Origin of the sequence: Janthinobacterium sp. CG_23.3, from assembly GCF_046115965.1 — a bacterium.
Classification (GTDB): Bacteria; Pseudomonadota; Gammaproteobacteria; order Burkholderiales; family Burkholderiaceae_D; genus Janthinobacterium.
This window is the reverse complement of the sequence record NZ_JBJXIB010000028.1, coordinates 1-22,810: the sequence shown is the minus strand read 5'-3', so window position 1 is coordinate 22,810 and position 22,810 is coordinate 1. Positions and strand designations below refer to the sequence as shown.

The 22,810-nt window shown below is 70.1% G+C and carries 20 protein-coding genes; 9 read left to right on the top strand and 11 right to left on the bottom strand.

Annotated features, from left to right (window positions below; translation table 11 throughout):
• Positions 1–55 precede the first annotated feature (55 nt).
• From crcB to ACFDR9_RS09440, 8 genes are all read right to left on the bottom strand, one after another.
• Positions 56–436: a fluoride efflux transporter CrcB gene (crcB, locus tag ACFDR9_RS09475; RefSeq protein ID WP_409030824.1), complete on the bottom strand. Its 381-nt coding sequence runs from the start codon at positions 434–436 to the stop codon at positions 56–58.
• Complete coding sequence (locus ACFDR9_RS09470) at positions 433–891, bottom strand: molybdenum cofactor biosynthesis protein MoaE (protein WP_409030823.1); 459 nt, start codon at positions 889–891, stop codon at positions 433–435. Before ACFDR9_RS09470 ends, crcB begins: the two co-directional genes overlap by 4 nt.
• A complete protein-coding gene (locus tag ACFDR9_RS09465) occupies positions 888–3,464 on the bottom strand; it encodes a DUF349 domain-containing protein (protein ID WP_409030822.1) in 2,577 nt (858 codons plus the stop codon). Before ACFDR9_RS09465 ends, ACFDR9_RS09470 begins: the two co-directional genes overlap by 4 nt.
• A gap of 105 nt (positions 3,465–3,569) precedes the next feature.
• Positions 3,570–4,205 (bottom strand): hypothetical protein, encoded by a 636-nt coding sequence (locus ACFDR9_RS09460; RefSeq protein WP_409030821.1) that lies wholly within the window; start codon positions 4,203–4,205, stop codon positions 3,570–3,572.
• A 370-nt stretch (positions 4,206–4,575) separates the two neighbouring features.
• On the bottom strand, positions 4,576–5,337 hold the full coding sequence (locus ACFDR9_RS09455) for a GNAT family N-acetyltransferase (protein ID WP_409030840.1): 762 nt from the start codon (positions 5,335–5,337) through the stop codon (positions 4,576–4,578).
• A gap of 49 nt (positions 5,338–5,386) precedes the next feature.
• Positions 5,387–6,376 (bottom strand): DUF2804 domain-containing protein, encoded by a 990-nt coding sequence (locus ACFDR9_RS09450; protein WP_017876474.1) that lies wholly within the window; start codon positions 6,374–6,376, stop codon positions 5,387–5,389.
• Entirely contained in the window at positions 6,373–7,644 is a 1,272-nt protein-coding gene (locus ACFDR9_RS09445; protein WP_017876475.1) for a winged helix-turn-helix domain-containing protein, read from the bottom strand. The genes ACFDR9_RS09450 and ACFDR9_RS09445 overlap by 4 nt, the downstream gene beginning before the upstream one ends.
• Before the next feature lie 3 nt (positions 7,645–7,647).
• Positions 7,648–8,019, bottom strand: coding sequence for a YajD family HNH nuclease (locus ACFDR9_RS09440; protein ID WP_017876476.1), 372 nt, complete (start codon positions 8,017–8,019; stop codon positions 7,648–7,650).
• Between the two features lie 209 nt (positions 8,020–8,228).
• On the opposite strand from ACFDR9_RS09440, the gene ACFDR9_RS09435 reads away from it, so the two are divergent.
• Together ACFDR9_RS09435 and ACFDR9_RS09430 are read left to right on the top strand one after the other, a co-directional pair.
• Positions 8,229–8,414, top strand: a complete 186-nt coding sequence (locus ACFDR9_RS09435) for a hypothetical protein (protein WP_017876477.1) — start codon at positions 8,229–8,231, stop codon at positions 8,412–8,414.
• Between the two features lie 117 nt (positions 8,415–8,531).
• The gene (locus tag ACFDR9_RS09430; RefSeq protein WP_232429790.1) at positions 8,532–9,422 is read left to right on the top strand and encodes a S41 family peptidase; all 891 of its coding nucleotides are present in this window, start codon (positions 8,532–8,534) and stop codon (positions 9,420–9,422) included.
• A 3-nt stretch (positions 9,423–9,425) separates the two neighbouring features.
• On the opposite strand, the gene ACFDR9_RS09425 is transcribed toward ACFDR9_RS09430, so the two are convergent.
• On the bottom strand, positions 9,426–10,055 hold the full coding sequence (locus tag ACFDR9_RS09425) for a LysE family translocator (RefSeq protein ID WP_026132828.1): 630 nt from the start codon (positions 10,053–10,055) through the stop codon (positions 9,426–9,428).
• Between the two features lie 132 nt (positions 10,056–10,187).
• Between ACFDR9_RS09425 and ACFDR9_RS09420 the strand changes: the two genes are divergently transcribed.
• On the top strand, positions 10,188–11,084 hold the full coding sequence (locus ACFDR9_RS09420; protein WP_017876480.1) for a LysR family transcriptional regulator: 897 nt from the start codon (positions 10,188–10,190) through the stop codon (positions 11,082–11,084).
• Between the two features lie 357 nt (positions 11,085–11,441).
• Here ACFDR9_RS09420 and ACFDR9_RS09415 read toward each other — a convergent pair whose 3' ends face one another.
• Entirely contained in the window at positions 11,442–11,573 is a 132-nt protein-coding gene (locus ACFDR9_RS09415; protein WP_017876481.1) for a hypothetical protein, read from the bottom strand.
• 74 nt (positions 11,574–11,647) lie between these two features.
• Here ACFDR9_RS09415 and ACFDR9_RS09410 point away from each other — a divergent pair, with 74 nt between their 5' ends.
• From ACFDR9_RS09410 to ACFDR9_RS09400, 3 genes are all read left to right on the top strand, one after another.
• A complete protein-coding gene (locus tag ACFDR9_RS09410) occupies positions 11,648–14,368 on the top strand; it encodes a PAS domain-containing protein (RefSeq protein WP_017876482.1) in 2,721 nt (906 codons plus the stop codon).
• A 137-nt stretch (positions 14,369–14,505) separates the two neighbouring features.
• The gene (locus ACFDR9_RS09405) at positions 14,506–15,759 is read left to right on the top strand and encodes an exonuclease SbcCD subunit D C-terminal domain-containing protein (protein ID WP_017876483.1); all 1,254 of its coding nucleotides are present in this window, start codon (positions 14,506–14,508) and stop codon (positions 15,757–15,759) included.
• Positions 15,756–19,547: an AAA family ATPase gene (locus tag ACFDR9_RS09400; protein WP_017876484.1), complete on the top strand. Its 3,792-nt coding sequence runs from the start codon at positions 15,756–15,758 to the stop codon at positions 19,545–19,547. Before ACFDR9_RS09405 ends, ACFDR9_RS09400 begins: the two co-directional genes overlap by 4 nt.
• A 77-nt stretch (positions 19,548–19,624) precedes the next feature.
• On the opposite strand, the gene ACFDR9_RS09395 is transcribed toward ACFDR9_RS09400, so the two are convergent.
• A complete protein-coding gene (locus tag ACFDR9_RS09395; protein ID WP_198292017.1) occupies positions 19,625–19,777 on the bottom strand; it encodes a hypothetical protein in 153 nt (50 codons plus the stop codon).
• A 207-nt stretch (positions 19,778–19,984) separates the two neighbouring features.
• Here ACFDR9_RS09395 and ACFDR9_RS09390 point away from each other — a divergent pair, with 207 nt between their 5' ends.
• The 3 genes from ACFDR9_RS09390 to ACFDR9_RS09380 all read left to right on the top strand — a co-directional run bounded on the left by ACFDR9_RS09390 (position 19,985) and on the right by ACFDR9_RS09380 (position 22,615).
• Complete coding sequence (locus ACFDR9_RS09390) at positions 19,985–20,194, top strand: hypothetical protein (protein ID WP_017876486.1); 210 nt, start codon at positions 19,985–19,987, stop codon at positions 20,192–20,194.
• A gap of 153 nt (positions 20,195–20,347) precedes the next feature.
• Positions 20,348–21,220: a hypothetical protein gene (locus ACFDR9_RS09385; RefSeq protein ID WP_409030820.1), complete on the top strand. Its 873-nt coding sequence runs from the start codon at positions 20,348–20,350 to the stop codon at positions 21,218–21,220.
• Positions 21,221–21,436: 216 nt separating this feature from the next.
• Complete coding sequence (locus ACFDR9_RS09380; protein ID WP_409030819.1) at positions 21,437–22,615, top strand: methyltransferase; 1,179 nt, start codon at positions 21,437–21,439, stop codon at positions 22,613–22,615.
• The last annotated feature ends 195 nt before the right edge of the window (positions 22,616–22,810 follow it).

Sequence of the window (22,810 nt, the reverse complement as noted above, 5' to 3'; positions counted from 1 at the left end):
CGCCGCCGACGCCAGTCGGGTTTAAGCTTTGGCGGGCTAACCCGGCCGACGACAATCAGGCGCCGGCGGCCAGCGCGCGCCAGGTGGCGACGCCGAGGATGCAGCAGCCGATCGAGCCGAGCAGGTGCAGCGCGCTGTGGCCGAAGGCCCAGCCGTATTCGCCGCGCTGCAGGTAGGCCACCGCTTCGCCGGAGAAGGTCGAGAAGGTGGTCAGTCCGCCGAGGAAACCGGTGATGACGAACAGCCGCCACGCCGGCGGCAGCGCCGGGTGGCTGGAGAAGAAGGCGATGGCGACGCCGACCAGGTAGCCGCCGCCCCAGTTGACGGCCAGCGTGGCCAGCACCAGGCGCGAGTGCATATTCGCCAGCCCCACCGACACGCCCCAGCGCAGCCACGCGCCCAGCGCCGCGCCGGCGCCGACCGCGAGCCAGTTCAAGCCCGGGCCCACTTCGACAACGCCGCCTCGTCGCTCACGCGGGCGTCGACCCAGCGCGCGCCGTCGGGGGTCTGTTCCTTCTTCCAGAACGGCGCCTCGGTTTTCAGGTAGTCGATGATGTACTCGCAGGCGGCGAAGGCCACGCCGCGGTGCGCCGCAGTGGTCAGCACCAGCACGATCTGCTCCATCGGCTTGAGCGGGCCGACGCGGTGGATGACCAGCGCGTCGAACAGCGGCCAGCGCCGCATCGCCTGCTCGATGATGGCCTCGATCGACTGTTCGGTCATGCCCGGGTAGTGTTCCAGCTCCATCTCGGCGACGGCCGCGCCCTCGTTCAGGTCGCGCACCGTGCCGACGAAGCTGACCACCGCGCCGACCTTCGGGTTGGCGGCGCGCAGGCGCGCCATTTCGGCGCTCAGGTCGAAGTCCCCGGTCTGCACCCGCACGCGGCTCATTTGCCGTCCCCGGCGGCGGCGCCGCCGATACGCCGCAGCAGCACTTCGATGCGGTTGGCGGTGCGCTCGTCGGCCAGCGCCGGGATCGCGCACAGCTGCAGCAGTTGCGACGCCTGCGTCATCGGCTTCTGGCCCGACTTCAGCGACGATTGCAGCACCTCGACCTGCATCTTCAGGCGCTCGCGCGCGAACCCGGCGCCGCTGTCGACGCCGGCCACGATCTCCAGCCGCAGCACCTCTTCCAACAAGGTGGCGCGCTGCGATTCGAGCACGGCGGCGTAGGCCGCGCGCCCACCGTCGAGCGCCTGGCGGGCGGCGCCGAAACGCGCCTGCAGGCCGCGTTCGAACGGCGCCTCCAGCGGCGGCAGCGCCTGCCAGCGGGCGTCCCATTCGGCGCCGTCCGGGCCGCCCTCTTCCGCGGCCACGGCGTTTTCCAGCGCCTGGCACAGGCGCAGCTTGTCGCGCAGGGCGTTGGCCTGGGCCGCGCCGGCGCGCTGGGCGATGGCGTCGGCCTGGGCCTGCACCGTGGCCACCGCGGCGTGGTAGCGCTGCTCGATTTTCTGTTCGCTGGCGCGCGGCACCGGGCCGGCGTGCTGCCAGGCGTCGCGCGCCCCGCGCAGCACTGCGGCGATGGCGGCGGCGCGGCTTTTGTCGTCGCCGCCGTCGGGGATCACGGCCGTTTCAAGGCCGGCGCAGACGGCTTCCTTGGCGTGCAGGTGCTCGCGCCGCTCGTGGTCGGCGGCGTGCGCGGTTTCCTTGCGCTTGGCGAAGACCTCGTCGCAGGCGGCGCGGAAACGCTGCCACAGCGCCTGCTCGGCGCGCCGCTCCAGCGGCAGCGCCTTGGCCAGCTCCTGCCACTTGTCCTGCAGCGCGCGCAGCATGTCGACGGTGTTGCGCTCCATCGGTTTCAGCAGGCCGACTTCGACGATGAGCTGCTCGCGCCGCGCCGTTTCAATCTGCCGCTGCTCGGCCAGCGGCGCCGCCAGCGCGTCCAGCGCCAAGCCGAATTCGCCGTCGAGGCGCTTCTTTTCCTTGCGGTCGATAGTGCCGAGGCGGCTCCACGACAGGCGCAGCCGCTGCCCGGCGGCGGCGATCTGCTTCCAGTCGTCGCTCTGGGCGGCGGCCAGCGCCTGCGTTTCGGCGATCAGTTCCTGCGCCTTGGCGGCGTTAGCGTGGCGCTCGTCGGCCAGTTGTTTGAAATGCAGGGCGGCCGGCGCGTAGGCCAGCGAGCAGGCGGCGTCGAAACGCTCCCACAGCGATTTCGGCGCGTGGCCGGACAAGGTGTCGAGCGACTTCCAGCGCTCGCGCAGGCTGCCGACCTTCTTGGCCTGTTCGGCCATCGCCAGTTCCTGCGCCGGCATGTCCTCGGCCGCCTTGACCAGTTCCTCGCGCGAGACGTTGCCGCCCCAGCGGGCCCAGTCGGCCAGGCGTTTGAATTCGGCGCGCACATGGGCCAGGCGTTCGGACTGGGCCGGCGTCAGGCGACCGGACTTGCTATCGCGCAGGACCTTGTCGTGCTCGGAGGCTTGCTGCAGCAAGCCCTGTTGCAAGGCCGCCTCCATGCCGTCGAGCGCGGCCAGGAAGTGCTGGTCGGCGTCCTTGGCCGGCGCGGCCGGGCGCGCCTCCCGCGCGGCCTTTACTACCGGGCGCTCTTCGCGCAGCGGTTGTTGCGGCGCCGGCACGCTGGCGGCGAGCGCGTCGAATTGCTGCTGCAGCCCGGCGGCCAGCTCGTTGGCCGGCAGGCGCGGCAAGGCTTGCCAGGCGCGCTTGAGTTCGTCCAGGTTCAGGCCGGCGGCGTCCTGCGCCTGCCAGTCGGCCAGCGCGGCCTGGCGCGCGTCGAAGGCGGCCTGGTGTTGCGTCAGCGCGACAACGGCGCTCTGGGCTTGCGCCATCGCGTCGGCGAAGTCGCCGTGCAAGTGCTTCGGCAGCGACGCGTAGTCGGCGGCGGCGGCGCGCGCGGCGTGCGCGGCGGCGATGCGCTCGAGCGCGGCGGCGGCCTGGTCGGCGGCCAGCGCGGCGCCCGGCAGTTGCCGCAGCTCGGCGAGCGCGTCGATGGCGGCGCGTTGCAGCGACACTTGCGCCTCCAGGCGCTGCCCCAGCGCGGCGCGGGCGGCGGAAAACTCATCGGCCAGCGCCGGCGCGGCCTTGATGACCAGCCATTGGCGGTCCAGCTCGGCCACCTGGTTAGGGCTCAGTTGCGCGTCGCGCAGCAGGCGCTGGGCGTGGTCGATGGCGTTGCGGGCTTTTTGCTGTTCGGCCTGCTCGTGGCGGATCAGGTCCAGGCGCCCCTGCATCAGCTTGGCCACGCGGCGGTCGGTGTTGCGCATCGCCTGGTGGACTTGTTCCAGCGCGCCCTGGCTGCGCACATGCTCGGCGGCGATCAGGCGCGCGTCGGCGTAGTCGCCGCCCAGGATGAGGGCGACGGCCGCCGCCTCGTCGCCGGCCAGGGCCTGGGCCGCGGCCACCTGCTCGGCGCGCCGCGAGGCGGCCTGGGCCGCGGCGGCGGGCACGGCCACGACAGGCTGCGGTTCGGACGGTTTGCTAGCGGAGCGCTTAAAGAGGAAATCGAACATGGGCGTGTTTTGAATGGATCAAAACCGCCATCATAACAAAGCCGCGCGCGTGGCACGGAGCCAAAACGCCGCGGCGCGCGTTGAAAGGCGGGTTGCGGGCCAATTTTATTCGGCGGCGGCGCGCTTGAGCGCGTGGGCGCGGCGCGGCAAAGGCAGCGCCGCCAGCGCCTCGGGCGGCTCGAAGCGCGACCGCTCGTCGGCGCCGGCCGGCTGCGGCGGCAACGGCAGTTCGAACACGGGGGCTTTGGCGCGCCGCGTTTCGACCACCCGCGCGTCGTGCAGCAGGAACTGGTTGGCGATGCTAAACCAGGCTTCGCCGCAGATGGCGCTGCGGGCGATGCCGAACAGTTCGCGCTCCTCGCGTTCGAGCCGCTGCAGCAGCGCGGTGCAAAAGGCGTCCATGCTGGCGCACAACTGCGCCACGTGCTCGTCGTTGTTGGCCGTCATGCTGCCGGCGCGCGCCTGCATCGCCTTGACGATGTCGAGCGCGGCGTTGTTGAGCGTGCTCAATTCGTCGAGCAGGCGGTCGGCCTGTTCGGTGGCCTGGCGCAGCGCCGGGATCAGGTACATTTCGATTTTGCGCCAGTGGCAGGCCTGGTACAGGCGATTCAGGCAATCGCAGGCGTATTGCAACTGCGCCAGGCTGATGCTGTTTTGGTGCCGCAGATTGGCTTGCACATAGTGTTGAAACGACTGCAGGCTGACGCGCACGCTGGCCTGTTCCACCGATAAAGCAACCAAAGTATATGTAGCCGTTAACATTCTTACTCCCAAGCAAACCGGCTGCCGCGGGGGCGGCAGGGGTGGGTGATTCGCGGCTTCGACGCAAGTGCGGCACGTGCGTCGAAACCCGGAATGGAAAGTATAAGTAAAGCTGACTACGGTGAATTTGATATCAAACAAACCACGGCCAGTGAATCGTGCGGCGCTGGACGGGGCCAAGCTTGCGTAGGTTGGATAGCCAAGCGCAATCCGCGACGCCGCGCCGCCGGCGCCAGTCGGGGTACGCCGTTCCGGCTAAGCCGACCTGCGAACATCCTTCACCGAGCGGTATGAGGGCCGGGGTTGCGCCGTACCGGAGTGTGGTTTATTTGCCACGTTTTGGGCAATATTACTCTTCTTGCGCTTGCAGTTTCAATAGCAGATTGACGGTGCCGGGGTCGGACGAGGCGTGCACCTCGCCGCCAAAGCGCCGCACCAGCTGCTGCATGCCGTCGTTCTGGGCCAGCGCTTCGCCGCGCAGTTGTTCGGTGCCGCGGCTGCCGAAGTAATCGATCAGCTTGCCAAACAGAATAGACCCAAGTCCGCGCCCTTTCAAGTCCGATCGCACCGCAATCGCGAAATCGGCGCCGACGTTGTCCGGGTCGGCCACCGCGCGCACCACGCCCAGCGTCTCCAGCGCGCCGTCCGGCCCGGCGCGGGTGGCGATGAAGGCCATTGCGCGGTCGTAGTCGATCTGCGTCAGGCGCGCCAGCTGGGCCGGCGCCAGCTCGCTGACGGCGGTGAAGAAGCGCAGGCGCACGTCCTCCGGGTCGAGCCGCTTGAAAAACGCCAGGTGCGCCGGCGCGTCCTCCGGGCGGATCGGGCGCAGCGTCAGCGCCCCGCCCTGCCACTGCAATCGCTGCTCCAGCTCGGCCGCGTAGGGGCGGATCGCCAGGCGGTCGGCGCGCCCGCCCGGTTGCAGGCGGATGCGGGCGTCGAGGGCGATCACGCCGTTGGCGTCGGCCAGCAGCGGGTTGATGTCGAGTTCGGCCAGCTCGGGCACGTCGGCGGCGCCGCCCAGCGAGACGAACTTGGAGAAACCGATGCCGTGCGCGCTGGCCCAGTCCAGCACGCCGGCGACGAGCGCGCCGGACTGCGACACGATGGCGATTTTTCCGGGCCGGGCGCCGCCTGCGACGCGCCAACCCCACGCCTCCCCCCTACCAGCGCGACTCGTGGTCCTCGGTCACGCCGACCAGTTGCGAGACGATGCGCTTGGGCGCGTCCAGGCTGGCCCGCACCCAGCCGCTGAAGGTGCCGATCGGCTGCACGTAGCGGCTTGCCGCGATCAACAAATTCTTGTCTTCGGCGCGCGCGCCCTCGGGCTTGAAGTGCAGCTCGAGCAGGCCGTCGTCGGTGTAGATGTGCCACGGCGCCAGCGGCGCGGCCGGGTTGAAGTTGAAATGCGCGGCGCCCAGCGCGAACAGCTGGCCGTCCAGCCACAGCGCGTTCTCGTTGGCGCCGAAGTAGCCGGCCTGCAGGTTGAAGCCAACATCCAGGCTGTGCGCCGAGGCCCAGCGCCAGGCGGTGTGGCGCGCCAGCAGGCCGTTCGAGTAGTCGAAGCTGGCGACGCCGCCGTCCAGCTTGTAGCGCGCCGCGCCGCAGCGCGCCTCGCCCCACAGCGGCAAGCCGGTCGACTTCTGGGTGGCGTGCACCGAGCCGCCGGCGGCCGGCCCGAACGCCAGCAGCAGCGGCATCAGGTCGGGGCCGAACTCGGCCTCGATCGCCAGGCCGGCGCCGGCCAGCTTGAGCCGGTACAGGCGCTGCCCGACGCAGGCGATGCTGATGTGCCTGGACAGGAAGCGGAAGCGGCTGGCGCCGTCCGCGTGCGCCGCCACGCTGGCGCTCAGGCCGGGCACGCCGTCCTGCGAGAACTCGGCGACGATGCGCCGCTCGCGCCGGTCGAAGGCGTAGGCGAAGGCGGTGTTGGTCCAGCCGACGTCGACGATGGCGACGCCGCAGAACAGCTCCGGCGTGGCCAGCGCGACGTAGTGCCAGCGCTTGTGGTGGAAGCGCCGCCACCAGCGCCCGCGCGCGTGCGGCGGCGCCAGCTCGTGCCAGTCGAAATGCCCGACATGGCCGGCGTAGCGGCCGAATTTGGGCTGGCCGTCGGCCGTGAGGATGTTTTCCGGCGCGGCGGGCAGCATCATGCGGTGGCTTCCGAATCAAGGTTGAGCGGGACGGCGCCGACATCGACATCGGCGGCGTTGAGCGCGGCGCGCAGGGCCGCCGCGAAAGCGTCCGGCAGCGTCTGCGTGACGCGCACGCGCGGGCAGCCGTGCCAGTTGGCCAGGCGTTGCAGCGCGCCGGCCACGTCGGCGGTGAAGCGCGCGCTCAGGCGCACGCCAGGCTCCAGCGCCAGCGACTTCAGCTCGAAAACGCCGTCGCCGCGGTGCGCCTTGGCGTCGACCCGCCCGACCAGCGCGCCGCGGCGCAGGATCGGCAGCGTGAAATAGCCGTAGCGGCGCTTCTCGGCCGGCGTGTAGCACTCCAGCCGGTAGTCGAAGCCGAACAGTTCGAGCGCGCGGCGGCGGTCCCACACCACCGGGTCGAACGGCGACAGGATCGTCGTCACGCTCGACGCCAGCGCGCCGGCGGCGGCGCTTTCGGCCAGCGCCAGGTGGTCCGGGTGCAGGTAGACCGGCTGCTCCCAGCCCTCGACCCGGGCGCGCAGCAGCGCGCCCTCCGCCACCAGCGCGTCGAGGTCGGGGCGCGCGCCCTTGGTGCGGAAGTAGTCGGCGATCCAGGACGCCTTCGCCAGGCCCAGCGCCTTGACGCTTTGCAGCGCCAGCGCGCGCCCGCTCGCCGCCATCGACGGCATCCGTTCGTCGTGCCAGCCGGGCAGCACGCGCTCGGCCAGGTCGTAGTAGCGCTGGAAGTTGTGGCGCCGCGCGATCATCAGCACGCCGGAGGTAAACAACACTTCGAGCGAGCGCTTCTCCGGCTTCCAGCCCCACCAGGCGCCACCCTTGCCGTCGCTGCGCTCGAAGTCGGCCGAGCGGGTGGCGCCGTGGGCGCGAATGTGTTCGAGCACGGCGTCGACGTCGGCGCGCCGTTCGTTCATCCACTTGACCGAATACTTCCAGCCCATCGCCGCCGGGTCGAGCATGCGGTGGCGGTACAGGCCGTAGTCCTCGACCGGCACGAAGCACGCCTCGTGGGCCCAGTATTCGAACAGCGCGCCCTCGCCCAGCAACTGCTCCAGCCACGGCTGCGGATAGTCGCCCAGGCGGCTCCACAGCACCAGGTAGGGGCTGCGCGCGACCACGTGGATGGTGTCGATCTGCAGCACGCCCATCTGGCGGATCGCCGCCAGCAGGTCGGCCTTGACGGCCTTTTTGCGGCGCGGCTGCGCCAGACCCTGGGCGGCCAGGTGCAGCGCGCGCGCCGCCGCCAGCGACAGCGTCAGTTCGGCCAAGGCCTACTCCTTCTTCTTGATCAGGCCGGCCAGCGCGGCGAAGGGATTGTGCGTGGCCGGCGCCACCTCGGCCGATTTTAGCCCGGCGCCGCGGTCTGCTTCCAGGTAGCGCGAGTGCTCGTTGTCGTGGCAATACAGGCACAGCAACTCCCAGTTGCTGCCGTCGGGCGGGTTGTTGTCGTGGTTGTGGTCGCGGTGGTGCACCGTCAGTTGCTGCACGTTGGCGCGGGTGAACTCGCGCATGCAGCGCCCGCAGATCCACGGGTACATCTTCAGCGAGCGCTCGCGGTAGCCGCCCTCGCGCAGGTCGGCGGCGCGGCGCGCGTCGGCGACGATCTTGTCCAGTTTTGCCGCATCCGGCTTTTTGCTTTGCATGACAGCCTTCAATTGAGCTTGATTAACGTTGCTTCGATCCGGCCAGAACCCGGAACATGCATAGAATAAGCGAATATTTGAAGCTATTGGGGATACTGCCTTCATTATGAAGGCACAAGTATGCAAAAAAGCTGTCGCGTTTAGATTGCCGATGCGACAACGGCCATATTGACAGCGTTTACGCCGACGCAGCGCCGCGCTGGCCGCGCTTGCAGTGCCTCGCACCAGCGAAAAGACCGTACAAGCACACGACGGCGTCGGATGGCGTCAAGCTGGAGCTGTATGCGGTGCCGAAGGCGCCTTCCGCCTACACCCTGGTGCAATTGGCGCAGATCCCGGCCAACTGCCGCGCCACGCCGCCGGCCAATCCGGCGACCACGTTCAAGACCATGTAGGACATCTTCGACCTGGATTACGCCTCCTTCAAGGAGCGCCATATCGATTGGGCCGCGCGCTATGCGGCGCTGGCGCCGAAGGCCGCGCTTGCCGCCGACGAGCTGGCGTTGCAGGCGGTGCTGGTCGAGGCGGTCCAGGGCTTCAACGACGAGCATGTGGCGCTCGCCCGTTTCGACGGGGCACAACCGGTGTTTTACGTCGAGGCGTCCGGCGCACCCACATTAACCATGCTGAAACAGGCGTACGACGCGCAGGACGAGGTCGGCAGCTACGGGAAATTCGAGTCGGCGTTGCGCGCCCACATGCAGGACGGCGTGCAGAAACGTTTGAGCGGCGGCAGCCAGGGCCGCGTGCTGAACGGCGCGATGGTCTGGGGCCAACTGGCCGGAAACATCGGCTATATCGGCATCTCGAGAATGGGCGAGTTCAGCGATAACGCCGATACGGCCACCGATCTGGCGGCGATACGCGCCGAAATGGACCGCGCCATCGCCGGGCTGGCCAACACCAAGGCCGTCATCGTCGATGTCGCCATCAACGATGGCGGCTACGACCTGGTGAGCGCCGAAATCGCCGGCAGCTTTGCCGACCGCCGCCCCGCCTTCACGGTCCGGCAACGCCGGCCGCAAGGGCGCACGCCCAGCGAGTGGTTTGTCGAGCCGAAAGGCGGCGCGCAGTACCGCAAGCCGGTGTATCTGCTGACCACCGACCGTACCGTCAGCGCCGGCGACACGCTGGCGCTGATGATGCGCGAGCTTCCGAACGTGACCCAGGTCGGCCAGCCCACCAGCGGCTCGATGTCAAACAAGCTGCTCAAGTCCTTGCCCGGCAATTTCGTGGTGTCGCTCTCCAACGAAAGCTATATTGACCCGAGGGGCAATCTATATGAGGGCCGCGGCGTTCCGCCCAAGCTCGCCCTGCCGGTCTTTTCCGCCGGCGATCCCGCCAGCCTGTTTGGCGGCCACGACGCGGCGCTGGAGCGGCTCATCGCGCTGGCCAAGCGCTAGCGTTTACGCCGGCCGCGCCGACAAGCCCAGCAGCGAGCAGCCGAGGCCGATGAACACGGCGCCACCGGCGCGGTTGGCCAGGCGCGCGCGCGACGCGCCCATCGCCCGTTTGCCGATGGCGCGGGCCAACAGCGCGTAGCACAGGTGCGACAGCAAGGTGCAGGCGACGAAGGTGCTGATCAGGAGGGCGAACAAGGCCGGCTCGTTATCGTGCATGAACTGCGGGAAGACGGCACTGAAAAACAGGATGGACTTGGGATTGGTGAGCGCTACCAGCAGGCCGCGCAGAAACAAGCCGCGGCGCGTGGCGACGGTTGCGGCCCCGGCGGCGGCAGGCTGGAGCGGCGCGGCGCGGCGGCGCCATTGGCGCACGCCGAGATAGACCAGGTAGCCGGCGCCGAGCGCCTTCAACGCGGCAAACGCGACGGCCGAGGTCTGCAACAGCATGCCCACGCCGGCGGCGGCGGTCGTCGCGACGACGACCACGCCCAGCGCGTTGCCGGCGCTGCTGTATGCGGTGCGCCGCACGCCGACAGAGGCCGACGTCGAGATCGCCAGCAGGACGCCGGGGCCGGGGCTGAAGGTGGTGACGAGCGAAGCGAGTAGAAACACGAGCCAGGTGGACATTGTCATGATATGCATTTCGAAATAGGGGTGGAGGGCTGTGGGGCCGCGCCGGCAAGGGCTCGCCACCAGTATCGTTGGCTTCCCCTCTTTGATAAATGGGCTATGATTTAGAACATTATTAACCCAGACTTAACAATCATGGACAAGCTGCGCGGTATGGAAGTGTTTGTCGGCGTGGTTGACGCCGGCAGTTTCACGGCGGTCGGGCGGGCGCTGGACATGTCGACGGTGATGGTCAGCAAGCACATCGCCGCGCTGGAGCAGCAACTGGGCGCGCGCCTGTTGAACCGCACCACCCGGCGCCAGAGCCTGACCGAGATCGGCGAGCTGTATTGCGAGCATTGCCGGCAGATCCTGGCGCAGATCCGCGTCGCCGACTCCGGCGCCCAGGCGATGCGCGCCACCGCGCGCGGCACGCTCAAGGTCAGCGCGCCGGTGGCCTTCGGCAGCGAATGCCTGGCGCCGGCGATGACGGCCTACCTGGACCAGTACCCCGAGGTCAACCTGGACCTGAACCTGAGCAACCGCAATTCCGACCTCGTCGAGGAGGGCTTGGACGCGGCCATCCGCGTCGGGCCGCTGGACGACTCGAGCATGGTGGCGCGGCCGCTGCGCCCCTTCAAGCACGCCATCTGCGCCTCGCCCGATTATCTGGCGCGCTTCGGCACGCCGCTGACGCCGGCCGATCTGGCGCGCCACCAGTGCCTCGACTTCCTGCATTGGCGGCGCCTGGTGCGCTGGCGCCTGGAGCCGTCCGAGGCGGCGCCGGCGCTGCCGGCCAGCCGCTTCCGCTCCAACAACGGGCATGCGCTGATGCAGGCCGCGCTGGCCGGCTTCGGCATCGTCATGCAGCCCGAAATCGTGCTGGCCGAGCAGATCCAACGCGGCCGCCTGGTGCCGCTGCTGGCGCAATTCGTCCCGCCGGCGCGGCCGATGCACCTGCTGTATCCGCGCGACCGGCAGTCGACGCCGAAGCTGACCACCTTTATCGAGTTCGTGGTGGCGCGCTTCGGGGCGCCGGCGACGTTGAAATAGCTCACACCAAGGGTCCGACCCCGGCTCCTTGCTTTTGCCTGGTTTCTAGCGCCGCCGGCCCGCTGGCTGAACGGCGTCCGCGCCCCGTCCAACGGTGGCGCGGCGTGGCGCCGCGGCGCGATATTTTTTCGGTGGCCGGCCCCAGGCCCGGCAAATAGGTGCAGAATAGAAACATGTCGACGGCGCCGCGCGCGGTTCTGCTGTGCGGCATGTTCGCCCGTTCAACGACCCTGGTGGCAGCGCCCAATTGATCTCTTCGCCTAGAACCGTGCAACGTTCGCTGAGCCGATTGTATCGGGTGCTACTGCTGCCCGTCTTCGCCCTGGCCCTGTTGTTGGCGATGTGGGGCGCGGTCAGCTACCAGGTCGGGCAGGAGCGCGCCGGCGCGCTGCGCGAGGCGGTCGCCACCAGCCAGTCGCTGGCGCGCACGCTGGCCGACCACACCAGCCACATCCTGCGCCAGACCGACCACGCCACCCAGTTGTTCAAATTGAAATTCGAGGAGAGCGGCGGCGCGCTGCGCGCTCAACGAGTTCACCCGCCGCGGCGGACTGCTCGACAGCGTGCTGCCGTCGAAACTGGATTTGCCGATCGCCCTGATCGGCGCCGACGGCGCCGTCGTCGACAGCGTCAACGCCTTCATGCCGGGCGCCGTAGCCGACGCGGATTTTTTCAAGGCGCACGCGGCCAACCCGTCCGACACGCCGCTGTTCGGCACGCCGGTGCTGGAAGCGAGTACGAAAAAATGGCTGATCCGCAGCTCGCGCCGCCTCAACGACGCCGCCGGCCGCTTCGCCGGCGTGGTCGTCGTCATGATCGACCCCAGCTACTTCGTCGACGACTACGACCGCCTCAACGTCGACGCCGCCGGCGCCCTGCTGCTGCTCACGCGCGACACCGGCCTGTCGGTCGGGCGCGCCGGCGAACAGCTGATCCTGAGCGACAGGATCGACTTCGTCGCGCCGGCCGGGCCAGCGTCTCCGCCCGAGCAGCTGCTGATCCGCCAGCCGTTCGACCAGGTCACGCGCATCTACAGCTTCCGCGACATGCCGCGCTACGCGCTGCTGGCGGTGGTCGGCATCTCGCAGCAGGTGGCGATGGCCAATTTCGGCCAGCGCCGCAACGTGTATTTCGGCGCGGCCAGCGTCGCCACGCTGCTGATCGTCGCCGTGGTCGCCACGCTGATGCGGCAAAGCCTGCGCCTGCGCAGCAGCATGCGCGCCGCCAGCGAGGCGCAGTCGATGCTGCGCGCGGCCGCCCAGGGCAGCCTGGACGCGGTGTTCCTGCTCAAGGCCTGGCGCCCCGACGGGCTCGACGGCGCGGTCGAGGACTTCATTTTCGCCGACGTCAACGAGCGCGCCGCCGATATGCTCGGCAAGCCGCGCGCGGACGTACTCAACAGCAAGGCCTGCCAGTTGGTGCCGATCCTGCGCCAGCCCTGCTTTTTCGGCCAGTACCTGACGGTGCTGCACAGCGGCGTACCGCTCGAGGACGAGTTCGAGGTGCGCCTGAGCTCGGGCGCCAAGCACTGGCTGCACCACCAGATCGTCGCCATCGAGGACGGCGTCGCCGTCACCACGCGCGACATCAGCGCGCGCAAGCAGGACGAGCTGGAGACGCGCAACAACCGCGCCTTCCTGCAGTCGCTGATCGAGCACCTGCCGGTGCTGGTGTACGTGAAGAGCGCGCGGCCGGAGACCTTCGGCCAAATGGTGATCTGGAACAAGGCCGCCGAAGGCGTCACCGGCTACGCCGCCGCCCAGGTCATCGGCAAGCACGGCGCCGACGCCTTCGCGCCCGGTTTCGGCCTGCACGGCGACGACGCCGGCGACCGCGAACTGGTGGCCGCGGGCGGCGTGATCGAACTGCCCGCCAAGGCGCTGCGCGGCGCCGACGGCACGCTGCGCCACCTGCACACGGTGTCGATGCCGCTGTTCGACCAGCACGGCCAGACCGAATACATCCTCTCCATCGCCGAGGACGTCTCGCTGCGGCTGCGCCACGAACAGGCGCTGCGCGAAAACCAGGCCGAGCTGGCCGCCGTCACCGACTCCTCGCCGCTCGGCCTGGTGCGCCTGGACCCGGCGCGCCAGTGCACCTACGCCAACCGCCCCTTCGAGTCGATCACCGGGCTGGCGCGCGGCGCCGCGCTGGGCCAGGGCTGGACCGCGGCGGTGCACCCGGACGACCAGGCCAGGCTGGCGGCGGCGCTGGCGCGCCTGGCGCGCAACCACCAGCCGTTCCAGGCCACGCTGCGCGGCCTGCACCGCGACGGCAAGGCGGCCTGGCTGTCGGTGAAGATCGCCGCCATCCTGGTCGACGACGCCGTCGCCGGCTACGTCGGCAGCTTCGACGACATCACCCTGCTGCGCGAGTCGGAGGTGGCGCTGCTCGAGAGCGAGGCGCGCCTGCGCACCATCGCCGACACGCTGCCGGCGATGATCGCCTACATCGACGCCGAGCAGGTTTACCGCTTCCACAACATCGCCTACGAGCGCGAATTCAGCCAGACCGGCCAGCACGTGCTGGGCCAGAGCGTGCGCGACACCGTCGGCGAGGAGCACTACCGGCGCCTGGCGCCCCACATCGCGCGGGTGCTGGGCGGCGAGACGCTCAGCTTCGAGGAGGACGACGAGCTCGAGGGCGGCGAGCGCTGCCTCGAGGTCACCTACATTCCGCAGTGGGGCGAGGATAGCGCCGGCGTGGTCGGCTTCCACGTCATGCGGCAGGACATCACGATGCAAAAGCGCGAGAAGCGGCGCCTGCTCAAGCTGGCCCAGGTCGACGCCCTGACCGGCCTGACCAACCGCGCCGGCTTCCTGCAAAAGCTCAGCGACGCGATGCGGCAATGCCAGGACGGCCAGGACGGCGCCAGCCTGATGGCCGTGATGTATATGGATATCGACCGTTTCAAGCCGGTCAACGACACCCACGGCCACAGCGTCGGCGACGCCCTGCTGCGGGCCTTTTCGACGCGCCTGACGCACACCATGCGCGCCAGCGACACCATCGCCCGCCTGGGCGGCGACGAGTTCACCATCATCATGGAGAAGATCGCGCGGCCGGAGGACGCCTCGGTGCTGGCGGCGAAGATCGTCACGGCGATGCAGGCGCCGTTCGAGCTGGACGGCGTCACCGTGGCGATCTCGGCGAGCATCGGCCTGGCCTACTACCGCAACGAGGACCTGAGCCCGGCGGCGCTGCTGAAACAGGCCGACGTGCTGCTGTACCAGGCCAAGCAGGCCGGCCGCAACACCTACCGCGCCGGCGCGCTGGCGGCGTAGGCCGGGCAATCCCCGCCGCGTCCGCGGGTCGGATGGGCGACAGCGCAATCCGACGCCCGGCCGCCGCCGACGAAAGCCGCCACCGGCGCGGCCAGATTACGCTATATTGGGCGCCTGTTCCCCGCCCCGATACCCCTATGCGCCTGCTGCACACCTCCGACTGGCATCTCGGCCAGACCCTGCACAACTTCGAACGCGGCCACGAGCACCAGTGCTTCCTCGACTGGCTGCTCGACACCATCGTCGCCGAGCAGGCCGACGCGCTGCTGATCGCCGGCGACATTTTCGACAACGCCAACCCGTCGGCGGCGTCGCAAAAGCAGTTGTACACCTTCCTGCAACGGGCCCGGCAGCGGGCGCCGCACCTGAACCTGATCGCCATCGCCGGCAACCACGACTCGCCCGGCCGGCTGGAGGCGCCGGCGCCGCTGCTGCAGGCGCACGGCACCCACGTCATCGGCCACGTGCTGCGCGACGCCGACGGCAACATCGACGTCGAACGGATGGTGCTGCCGCTCACCGACAAGGGCGGCGCGGTGCGCGCCTGGTGCCTGGCGCTGCCCTTCCTGCGCCCGGGCGACGTGCCGCGCGCGCCGGCCCAGGCGGCGGCGCCGGACGGCGCCGCCGCGCCCGACCCCTACCTGGCCGGCATCGCCCTGCTGTACCGCCAGGCGCTCGACGTCGCGCTGGCGCGGCGCCAGCCGGGCCAGGCCATCGTCGCGATGGGCCACTGCCACATGGTCGGCGGCGAAATGTCGAACGACTCGGAGCGCCGCATCGTCATCGGCGGCGCCGAAATGCTGCCCTCGGGCGTGTTCGACCCGGCCATCGTCTACGCCGCGCTGGGCCACCTGCACCTGGCCCAGCAAGTCGGCAAGCAGGCCCACCTGCGCTACTGCGGCAGCCCGATTCCGCTGTCGTTCGCCGAAGTCGGCTACCGCCACCAGATCCTGCGCGTCGACCTCGACGGCGAGGCGCTGGGCGCGATCAGCGCGCTGCCGGTGCCGCGCGCGGTGGAACTGCTGCGCGTACCGAGCAAACCGGCGCCGCTGGAGCAGGTACTGGCCGAGCTGGTGGCGCTGGCGCTGCCCGAGGCGGCGCCGGAAGCGCTGCCGTTCCTGGAGGTGCGGGTGCGGCTGGACGCGCCCGAACCGGGCCTGCGCGCGCGCGTCGAGGCGGCGCTGGAGCACAAGGCGGTGCGCCTGGCCAAAATTGAAACCTCCAGCGCCGCCCGCGGCGCCAGCGCCGCGCCGCTGACGCTCGACCAGCTCGACCAGCTGCAGCCGGACGACATCTTCCGCCGCCTGTACCTGCAAAAATACGCCAGCGAGGCGCCGGCCGAACAACTGAGCGCCTTCGCCGAACTGATGTTGGGAGATAAAGCGCCATGAGAATCCTCAGAATCGGCGGTAAGAACCTGGCCTCGCTGGCCGGCGAATTTGGCGTGGACTTCGAACAGGAACCGCTGGCGTCGAGCGGCCTGTTCGCCATCAGCGGCCCCACCGGCGCCGGCAAAAGCACCCTGCTCGACGCGCTCTGCCTGGCCCTGTACGACGCCACCCCGCGCCTGCTCAAGGTGGCCGGGCGCAACGCGCTGCCCGACGTCGGCAAGGAAACCGTGTCGGCCCAGGACACCCGCACGCTGCTGCGCCGCGGCGCCGCCGACGGCTACGCCGAAGTCGACTTCGTCGGCAACGACGGCCGCGCCTACCGCGCGCGCTGGAGCGTGCGGCGTTCGCGCACCAAGGCCGAGGGCGCGCTGCAACCGACCGCCATGAGCCTGCACCAATTGCCGGCGCTGCAGCCGATCGGCGCCACCAAGACCGAGGTCAAGGTGGAAATCGAACAGCGCATCGGCCTCTCGTTCGAACAGTTCACGCGCGCCGTGCTGCTGGCGCAAAACGAGTTCTCCACCTTCCTCAAGACCGAGGACAACGAACGCGGCGAGCTGCTCGAAACGCTGACCGGCAGCACCGTCTACAGCGCCATTTCCATGCGCGCCTACGAACGCGCGCGGCGCGAACAGGCGCTGCTGCTGCGCCTGACCGAACGGCTGGCCGACCAGAAGCCGCTGGGCGCCGAGGCGCGCATCGCGCTGGACGCCGACAGCGCGGCCGCCGACGCCGCCCTGGCCGCGCTGGAGCAGCGCAAGGCGGCGCTGGAGCAGCATGTGCGCTGGCACCAGGAAGCGGCCAAGCTGCGCCACAACGAGCAATTGGCCGAGCAGGCCCTGCACGCGAGCCAGGCCGAGATTGCGCTGGCCGGCGCGCGCCGCGCCGCGCTGGCGCACAACGACGCGGTGCAGGCGGCGCGCCCGCTGGCCGACGACATCGCCCGCATCGACGCCGAGCTGGCGCGCACCCACGCGGTGCTGGCGGCCAGCCAGCGCGACGCGGCGCAGGCCGCGCTGGCGCAGGACGCGTCGGCGGCGGCGCTGCGCCAAGGCGGCGCCGCGCTGCAGGCGGCGGAGCGGGCCCAGCGCGACGCCGCGCCGCAACTGGACCAGGCCAAGGCGCTCGACGCGCGCCTGGACGCGTTGCGCCCGAGCCACCGGCAGGCGGCGCTAATTGGCCGCGAAAGCGAGCGCGCCCACGAGGCGGCCCGCGCCGCCGCGCAGGAGAAAAAAGAGCGGTACGAGCAGTTGGCCGCCGCGCAGAACGGCAGCGCCGCCTGGCTGGAACAACACCAGCAATGGCAGGCGCTGGCGCAAGGGTGGCCGCGCTGGGACCTGCTGTTCGTCCAGGCCGGGCAAGCCGCCGCGCAGGCCGACGGCGTCGCCCACGCGGCCGCCGCGGCGCAGCAGGCGGCCGGCGCCAGCGCCGACGACGCCGCCGCCTGCGCCGACGGGCTGGCGGCGTCGGCGCAGGCCGTGCTGGCGCTGGAAAGCCAAAGACAGCAAGCCGGCGCGGCCTTGGCCGCCGTCGACGGCGACGCGCTGCCGCAACGCCGGCGCCAGCTGGAACAGCGCCGCGACGCATTGGCGGACGCGGAAAAAACCTGGACCGCGCTGGCCGGCAAACAGGCCCGCCAGGCGCTGCTGCGGGGCCAGTCGACGCAATGGCAGCGGGCCATGGCGACAGCCGAGGCGGCGCTGGCGGCGGAGCAGGCCAAGGCGGAGCCGCTGATGGCCGCGTTCAGCCAGGCCGAGCGTTCGCTGAAGGGCGCCGAGGCGGCCTGCGCGGCCAGCGTCAAAACGCTGCGCGCCACGCTGGCCGACGACGCCCCCTGCCCGGTCTGCGGCGCGCTGCAACACCCGTACCGCGACGAGGACGACGCCCTGCACGCCATGCTCGCCAGCCTGCAGGCGGAGGTGGCGCGCTGCCGCCGCGACGCCGAGGAGAACATCGCCCAGCAGGCCAGCCAGCGCACCGTCAAGGCCGGCTGCATCGAGCAATTGGGCGCGCTGAAGGACGAGCTGCGCGAGCTGGCCGAGGCCGTCGACGCCGGCGCGCCGCTGTGGCGCAAGCAGGCCGGCGCGCTGCAACTGCCGCCCGGCGACGAACCCGGCGCCTGGCTCGCCGCCCAGCTGACAGCAAGCCAGGGCGCGCTGCAAGCGCTGCAACAGCAGGAGCAGGCGCTGCACCATGCCCTGGCCGCGCGCGACCAGGCGCAGCGCGCCTGCGACCAGGCCGCCGGCGCGCACGCCGGCCTGGTGGCCGCCGCCGCCGCCGCGCAAACCCGGCTGGCGCAGTTGAACGGCGAGTTGGCCGGGCTGGAGGAAAAGCGCATCGCGCTGGCGCTGCAACTGGGCGGCCTGCTCGATGAACTCGACAGCGCCTTCAACCACGCCGACGTCGTCAACGAAGACTGGAAAGACAGCTGGCACGCGGCGCCGTCGCGCTTCCACGCCGCGCGCCACGCCGACAGCCGGCAATGGCTGGCGCAGCGCGGCGCCCACGACGAGCGCGCCGTGGCACTGGCCAGCGCCGGCGTCGAGCTGAAGGCGGCGGCCGCGCTGGCGGCCAAGGCCGAGCTGGACGCCGGCGCCGCGCAACGCGCCTTCGCCACGCTGGACGCGCAAGCGAAGGCGATGCAAGGCGAGCGCGCGGCGCTGTGGCAGGGCCGCGCCGTCGGCGACGTCGAGGCCGCGCTGGGCGCCGCGGTCGAGCTGGCGAAGCGCCAGCTGGCGGCGCAGCAGGAAAGCCAGCGCCAGGCCGAGCAGCAGCGCGCCAGGCTCGACGAGGCGCTGGCGCAGGCGCAGCGCCGGCTGGCCGACCTGGGCGCGGCCGCCGTGGCCGCGGCCGCGCGGCTGGCGGCGTGGCTGCAGCAGTATCTGCGGGGGCCGGCGGAACCAGCCGACGGCGCCGCGCAAGACCTGGAGCAATTGCGCGCACTGCTGGCGGTGCCGGCCGAGGCCATCGCGGCGGAACGGCGCGCCTTGCAGGCGCTCGACGCCGGCGCGGCCAGCGCCGCCACCGTGCTGGCCGAGCGCCGTGCGCAACGCCAGCAGCACCAGCAGCACCAGCAGCACCAGCAGGGCGGCCAGGCCGACGGACCCGGCCAGCGCGACGCCGCCGGCCTGGCCGACGACCTGGCCGCGCTGACGCTGGAGCGCAAAACCGCGCACGACGCGGCCACCGCGTTGCGCCTGGGCATCGCCCAGGACGACGCGCGCCGCCACAGCGCGCAGGGCATGCTGGCCGAAATCGGCCAGCAGGAAGACATCGAGCGGCGCTGGGCGCGCATGAACGAATTGATCGGCTCGGCCGACGGCAAAAAGTTCCGCAACTACGCGCAGCAGTTCACGCTCGACGTGCTGCTCGGCTACGCCAATGCGCACCTGAACCAGCTGGCGCGGCGCTACCAGCTGGAGCGCATCGACAACCCGGCCAACCCCTCGCTGGGGCTGATGGTGCGCGACCAGGACATGGGTGGCGAACTGCGCTCGGTGCACTCGCTGTCGGGCGGCGAGTCGTTCCTGGTGTCGCTGGCGCTGGCGCTGGGCCTGGCCTCGCTGTCGTCGAACCGGGTGCGGGTCGAATCGCTGTTCATCGACGAGGGCTTCGGCAGCCTCGACTCGGAAACGCTACGGGTGGCCATGGACGCCCTCGACGGCCTGCAATCGATGGGGCGCAAAGTCGGCGTGATCTCCCACGTGCAGGAGATGACGGAACGCATCGCGACCAAAATCATGGTGCAACCGATGGCCGGCGGCAAAAGCGCCGTCTCGGTGCAATAAAGGCCGTGCAGCGTGGCGTCGGTCGGAGGAGCGATAGCGTAATCCGGCATGGTCCGCCGTGGCGCGCCGGCCTGTCGCTACCGCTTATACGGGTCGCGTTCCATCTTCACCAAATCCCAGCCCAGTTCGCGGCGGATCTGTTTCGGGTCGGGCGGCGGGCGGCGCTGCTCCAGTTCGGCGCGCAACCAGCGCCGCACAACTTCCTTGCTAGGGGGTTTAGGCTGTTCCATTTTGTGGCCTCTTAGAAACATCACTGGCATTTGTGCCAATAACGTTAGCATAAGCCCGCCGTTGACCGTTGTTACATTTTCTGACGACATACTGCTGATCAAGCTCATGCCAACGCAAAATTTGCTGTCATACAGATAATAAATTAGCGCAGTGATAGAATTCCGCCTCGCGCGACAGCGCCGCACCGTCAACCCACCAAGGAAATCATGAAAGCAGCCCGCACTCTCACCTTCAAATGCGCCAAATGCGCGAAATCGGTCCAGGTCTACCTGCAGAAGGTATCGGCCTGCTCGCACATCCAGCCCTACCAGGGCCTGTGCCAGTGTGGCGAGCTGAAGCGCCACGCCACCGGCTCGGCCGACGCCGTCAAATCGTATCTGGAATCGGCCGACGGCAGCTGGGCGCACCACCACTGACGCTAGCGGGCCGGCAACGCTAAAAATCAACCCAAAAGTTCCGGGGTTAGGTCCTTGGTTTGAATGTTTGCGCCAAGATTTCAGCGCCAGCCTCAAGGAATCGCAGGCGCTGCCGATAACAATATGTAATCACCTTTCCCAAGGCAGCCCACCATGTCCCTCCTCCCCGCCCTGAACGCGCGCCAGTTGCCGCACCCCACGCCCGCCGCGCAAGGCGATGCCAGAAGCGGCGGCCGGGTCGCCGCCGCGCACGAGGGACATCCGAACTCGCCGCTGAACGGCGTCTCGCTGTCGCAGGGCGGGCTGGACTTGTCTGCGCAAGCGCTGCTCGAGCGCACCGACGCGCTCGGCAACGCCACCCTCGACGTCGCGCAAGGCTTCCTCAACAGCTTCACGCGCAGCCTGCTGGGCGACGCCGCCGACGGCGCCACCATCCAGTTCGATTCGGCCAGCTTGTCGGTCGAGTCCAGTTTCGCCGCCGCCGTGCGCCACCGCGAAGGGCCGAACGGCAGCTTCGACGCGGCCGCCTTCCGGCTCAGCGAAAGCGCGCACTTCATCGGCAAGGGCACCATTACCACCGCCGACGGCCAAAGCTACGAGTTTGAAATCGAGGTCGAATACGCGGCCCGCATCGAGGCGTCGACGGCGAGCCGCAGCCGCGACGACGCCGGCAGCGCCGGCGCCGGCACCGGCGCCGCGCCGGGCGCCGACATGGCCGGCGCCGACGACGCCCTGCCGACGCGGGAGCTGCCGGACGTCAACTTCCCGGGCAGCCTGAGCGACCTGTTCAAACTGCTCGGCCAGCAACTGCGCGGCGACCTGCAAGCGCCGCCGGCCGAAGGCGGCGCCGCCCAAGGCGGCTCGCTGTCGCTGCGCATGCTCAATCTGGTCAAGCAGGCGACCCAGCTCGACGCCGGCGCCACCCAGGCGCGGGACGAGGCCAGGGCGCGCGCCAAAATGCTGGCCGACGCCTACGGCGTGCCGGTCGCGGCCGACGCCGTCACGACGGACAAGCCGGCCGTTTAAAAAGACGCCGCCTAGGTCGTCTTTCGAAAAACCATGCCCGTAATCATGGAGCCCGCGCGCCACGTATAATGGCGGGACAAACCACGGGCTGCCGCACGCGACACCGCCGCGCGCCCCTCCTCCTTTTCGAATGACCGCCATGTCCTTGACCTTCCGCACCGCCGCGCCGCGCTCCGCCGCGCGCCATTTCGCCGACCCTTGCCCGCAGGTGGCGGCATGAGCGCCGCCGCGCCGTACCCGCTGATCCACTGGATCGAGGAGGGCCAGGAGCGTTCGGCGCGCTGGCGCTCTGAGAGCGGCATGCCGGCGCCGAAAAAGGTGGTGCTGGCCGACGACCGCACCAACGCCGACGTCGCCTACCGCCTGGCCTGCGAAGGCACCGCCCTGCTGTGGCGCGGCGACTTCCAGAACGCGCGCCAACTGCTGCAGGCGCTGGCGCGGCGCGCCGACCAAAAGCACGACAAGTCCGGCAAGCGCGCCAAGGCCGCCAAGGAGGCGCGCGCCGCCAAGCCGCCGGCCTCGCCGACCGAGGCTTTCAACCTGCACCGCCAGGCCCAGTCGCAACGCGCGCGCACGCTGGCCATGCTGCTGCTGCCGTTCGAGGCCGACTACAGCATTCCGCTGCGCCGCGCGCCCGACGTCCAGCTGGCCTGCAACGAGGCCTACGGCCGCGGCGAGGAGCCTTTCGTCGCGTCGCTGCGCGAACTGCTCGGCCTGATCGGCGCGCATGAATGGCGCCGCACCGGCGTCGAACTGGCCACGCTGGGCCAGCGCATCCACCCGCACTACGGCGTGTTCGCGCCGATCCGCAGCGAATACGTCGGCCTGGTGGCGGACGCGCCGATTCCGCCGCGCGCCGCCCTGGCCTTCGACATCGGCACCGGCACCGGGGTGCTGGCGGCGGTGCTGGCGCAGCGCGGCATCCAGCGCGTCGTCGCCACCGACATGGACCCGCGCGCGCTCAGCTGCGCGCGCGAAAACCTGGCCCGGCTCGGTCTGGCCGACAAGGTCGAGGTGGTGCAGGCCGACCTGTTCCCGGCCGGGCGCGCGCCGCTGATCGTGTGTAATCCGCCGTGGCTGCCGGCGCGACCCAGCTCGCCGATTGAATTTGCCGTCTACGACCCGGAAAGCCGCATGCTGCGCGGCTTCCTGGGCGGCCTGGCCGAACACTTGGAGCCGGGCGGCGAAGGCTGGCTGATCCTCTCCGACCTGGCCGAGCACCTGGGCCTGCGCCCGCGCGCCGAGCTGCTCGGCTGGATCGAGGCGGCCGGCCTGAAGGTGCTGGCGCGCCTCGACGTCAAGCCGACCCACCCGCGCGCCGCCGACGCCAGCGACGCCCTGCACGCCGCGCGCGCCGCCGAAGTGACCTCGCTGTGGCGCCTAGCCGCCGCGTAAATTAAGTTACCCCGATGTTTAGCCCTGGAATCGCGACATCATTGCGCAAGCGTATTAGCGGCACTACTGGCGTCACCTGCAGTATTAGTCAGACTTATCGCAGGGCGATTGCATGAAGGCGGAGCCGAGGCGATGAGCACAGCTTGTAGGTATCGCTTGTAAACTCTTTGAAAAAGGCGTTTACTCTCGATATTT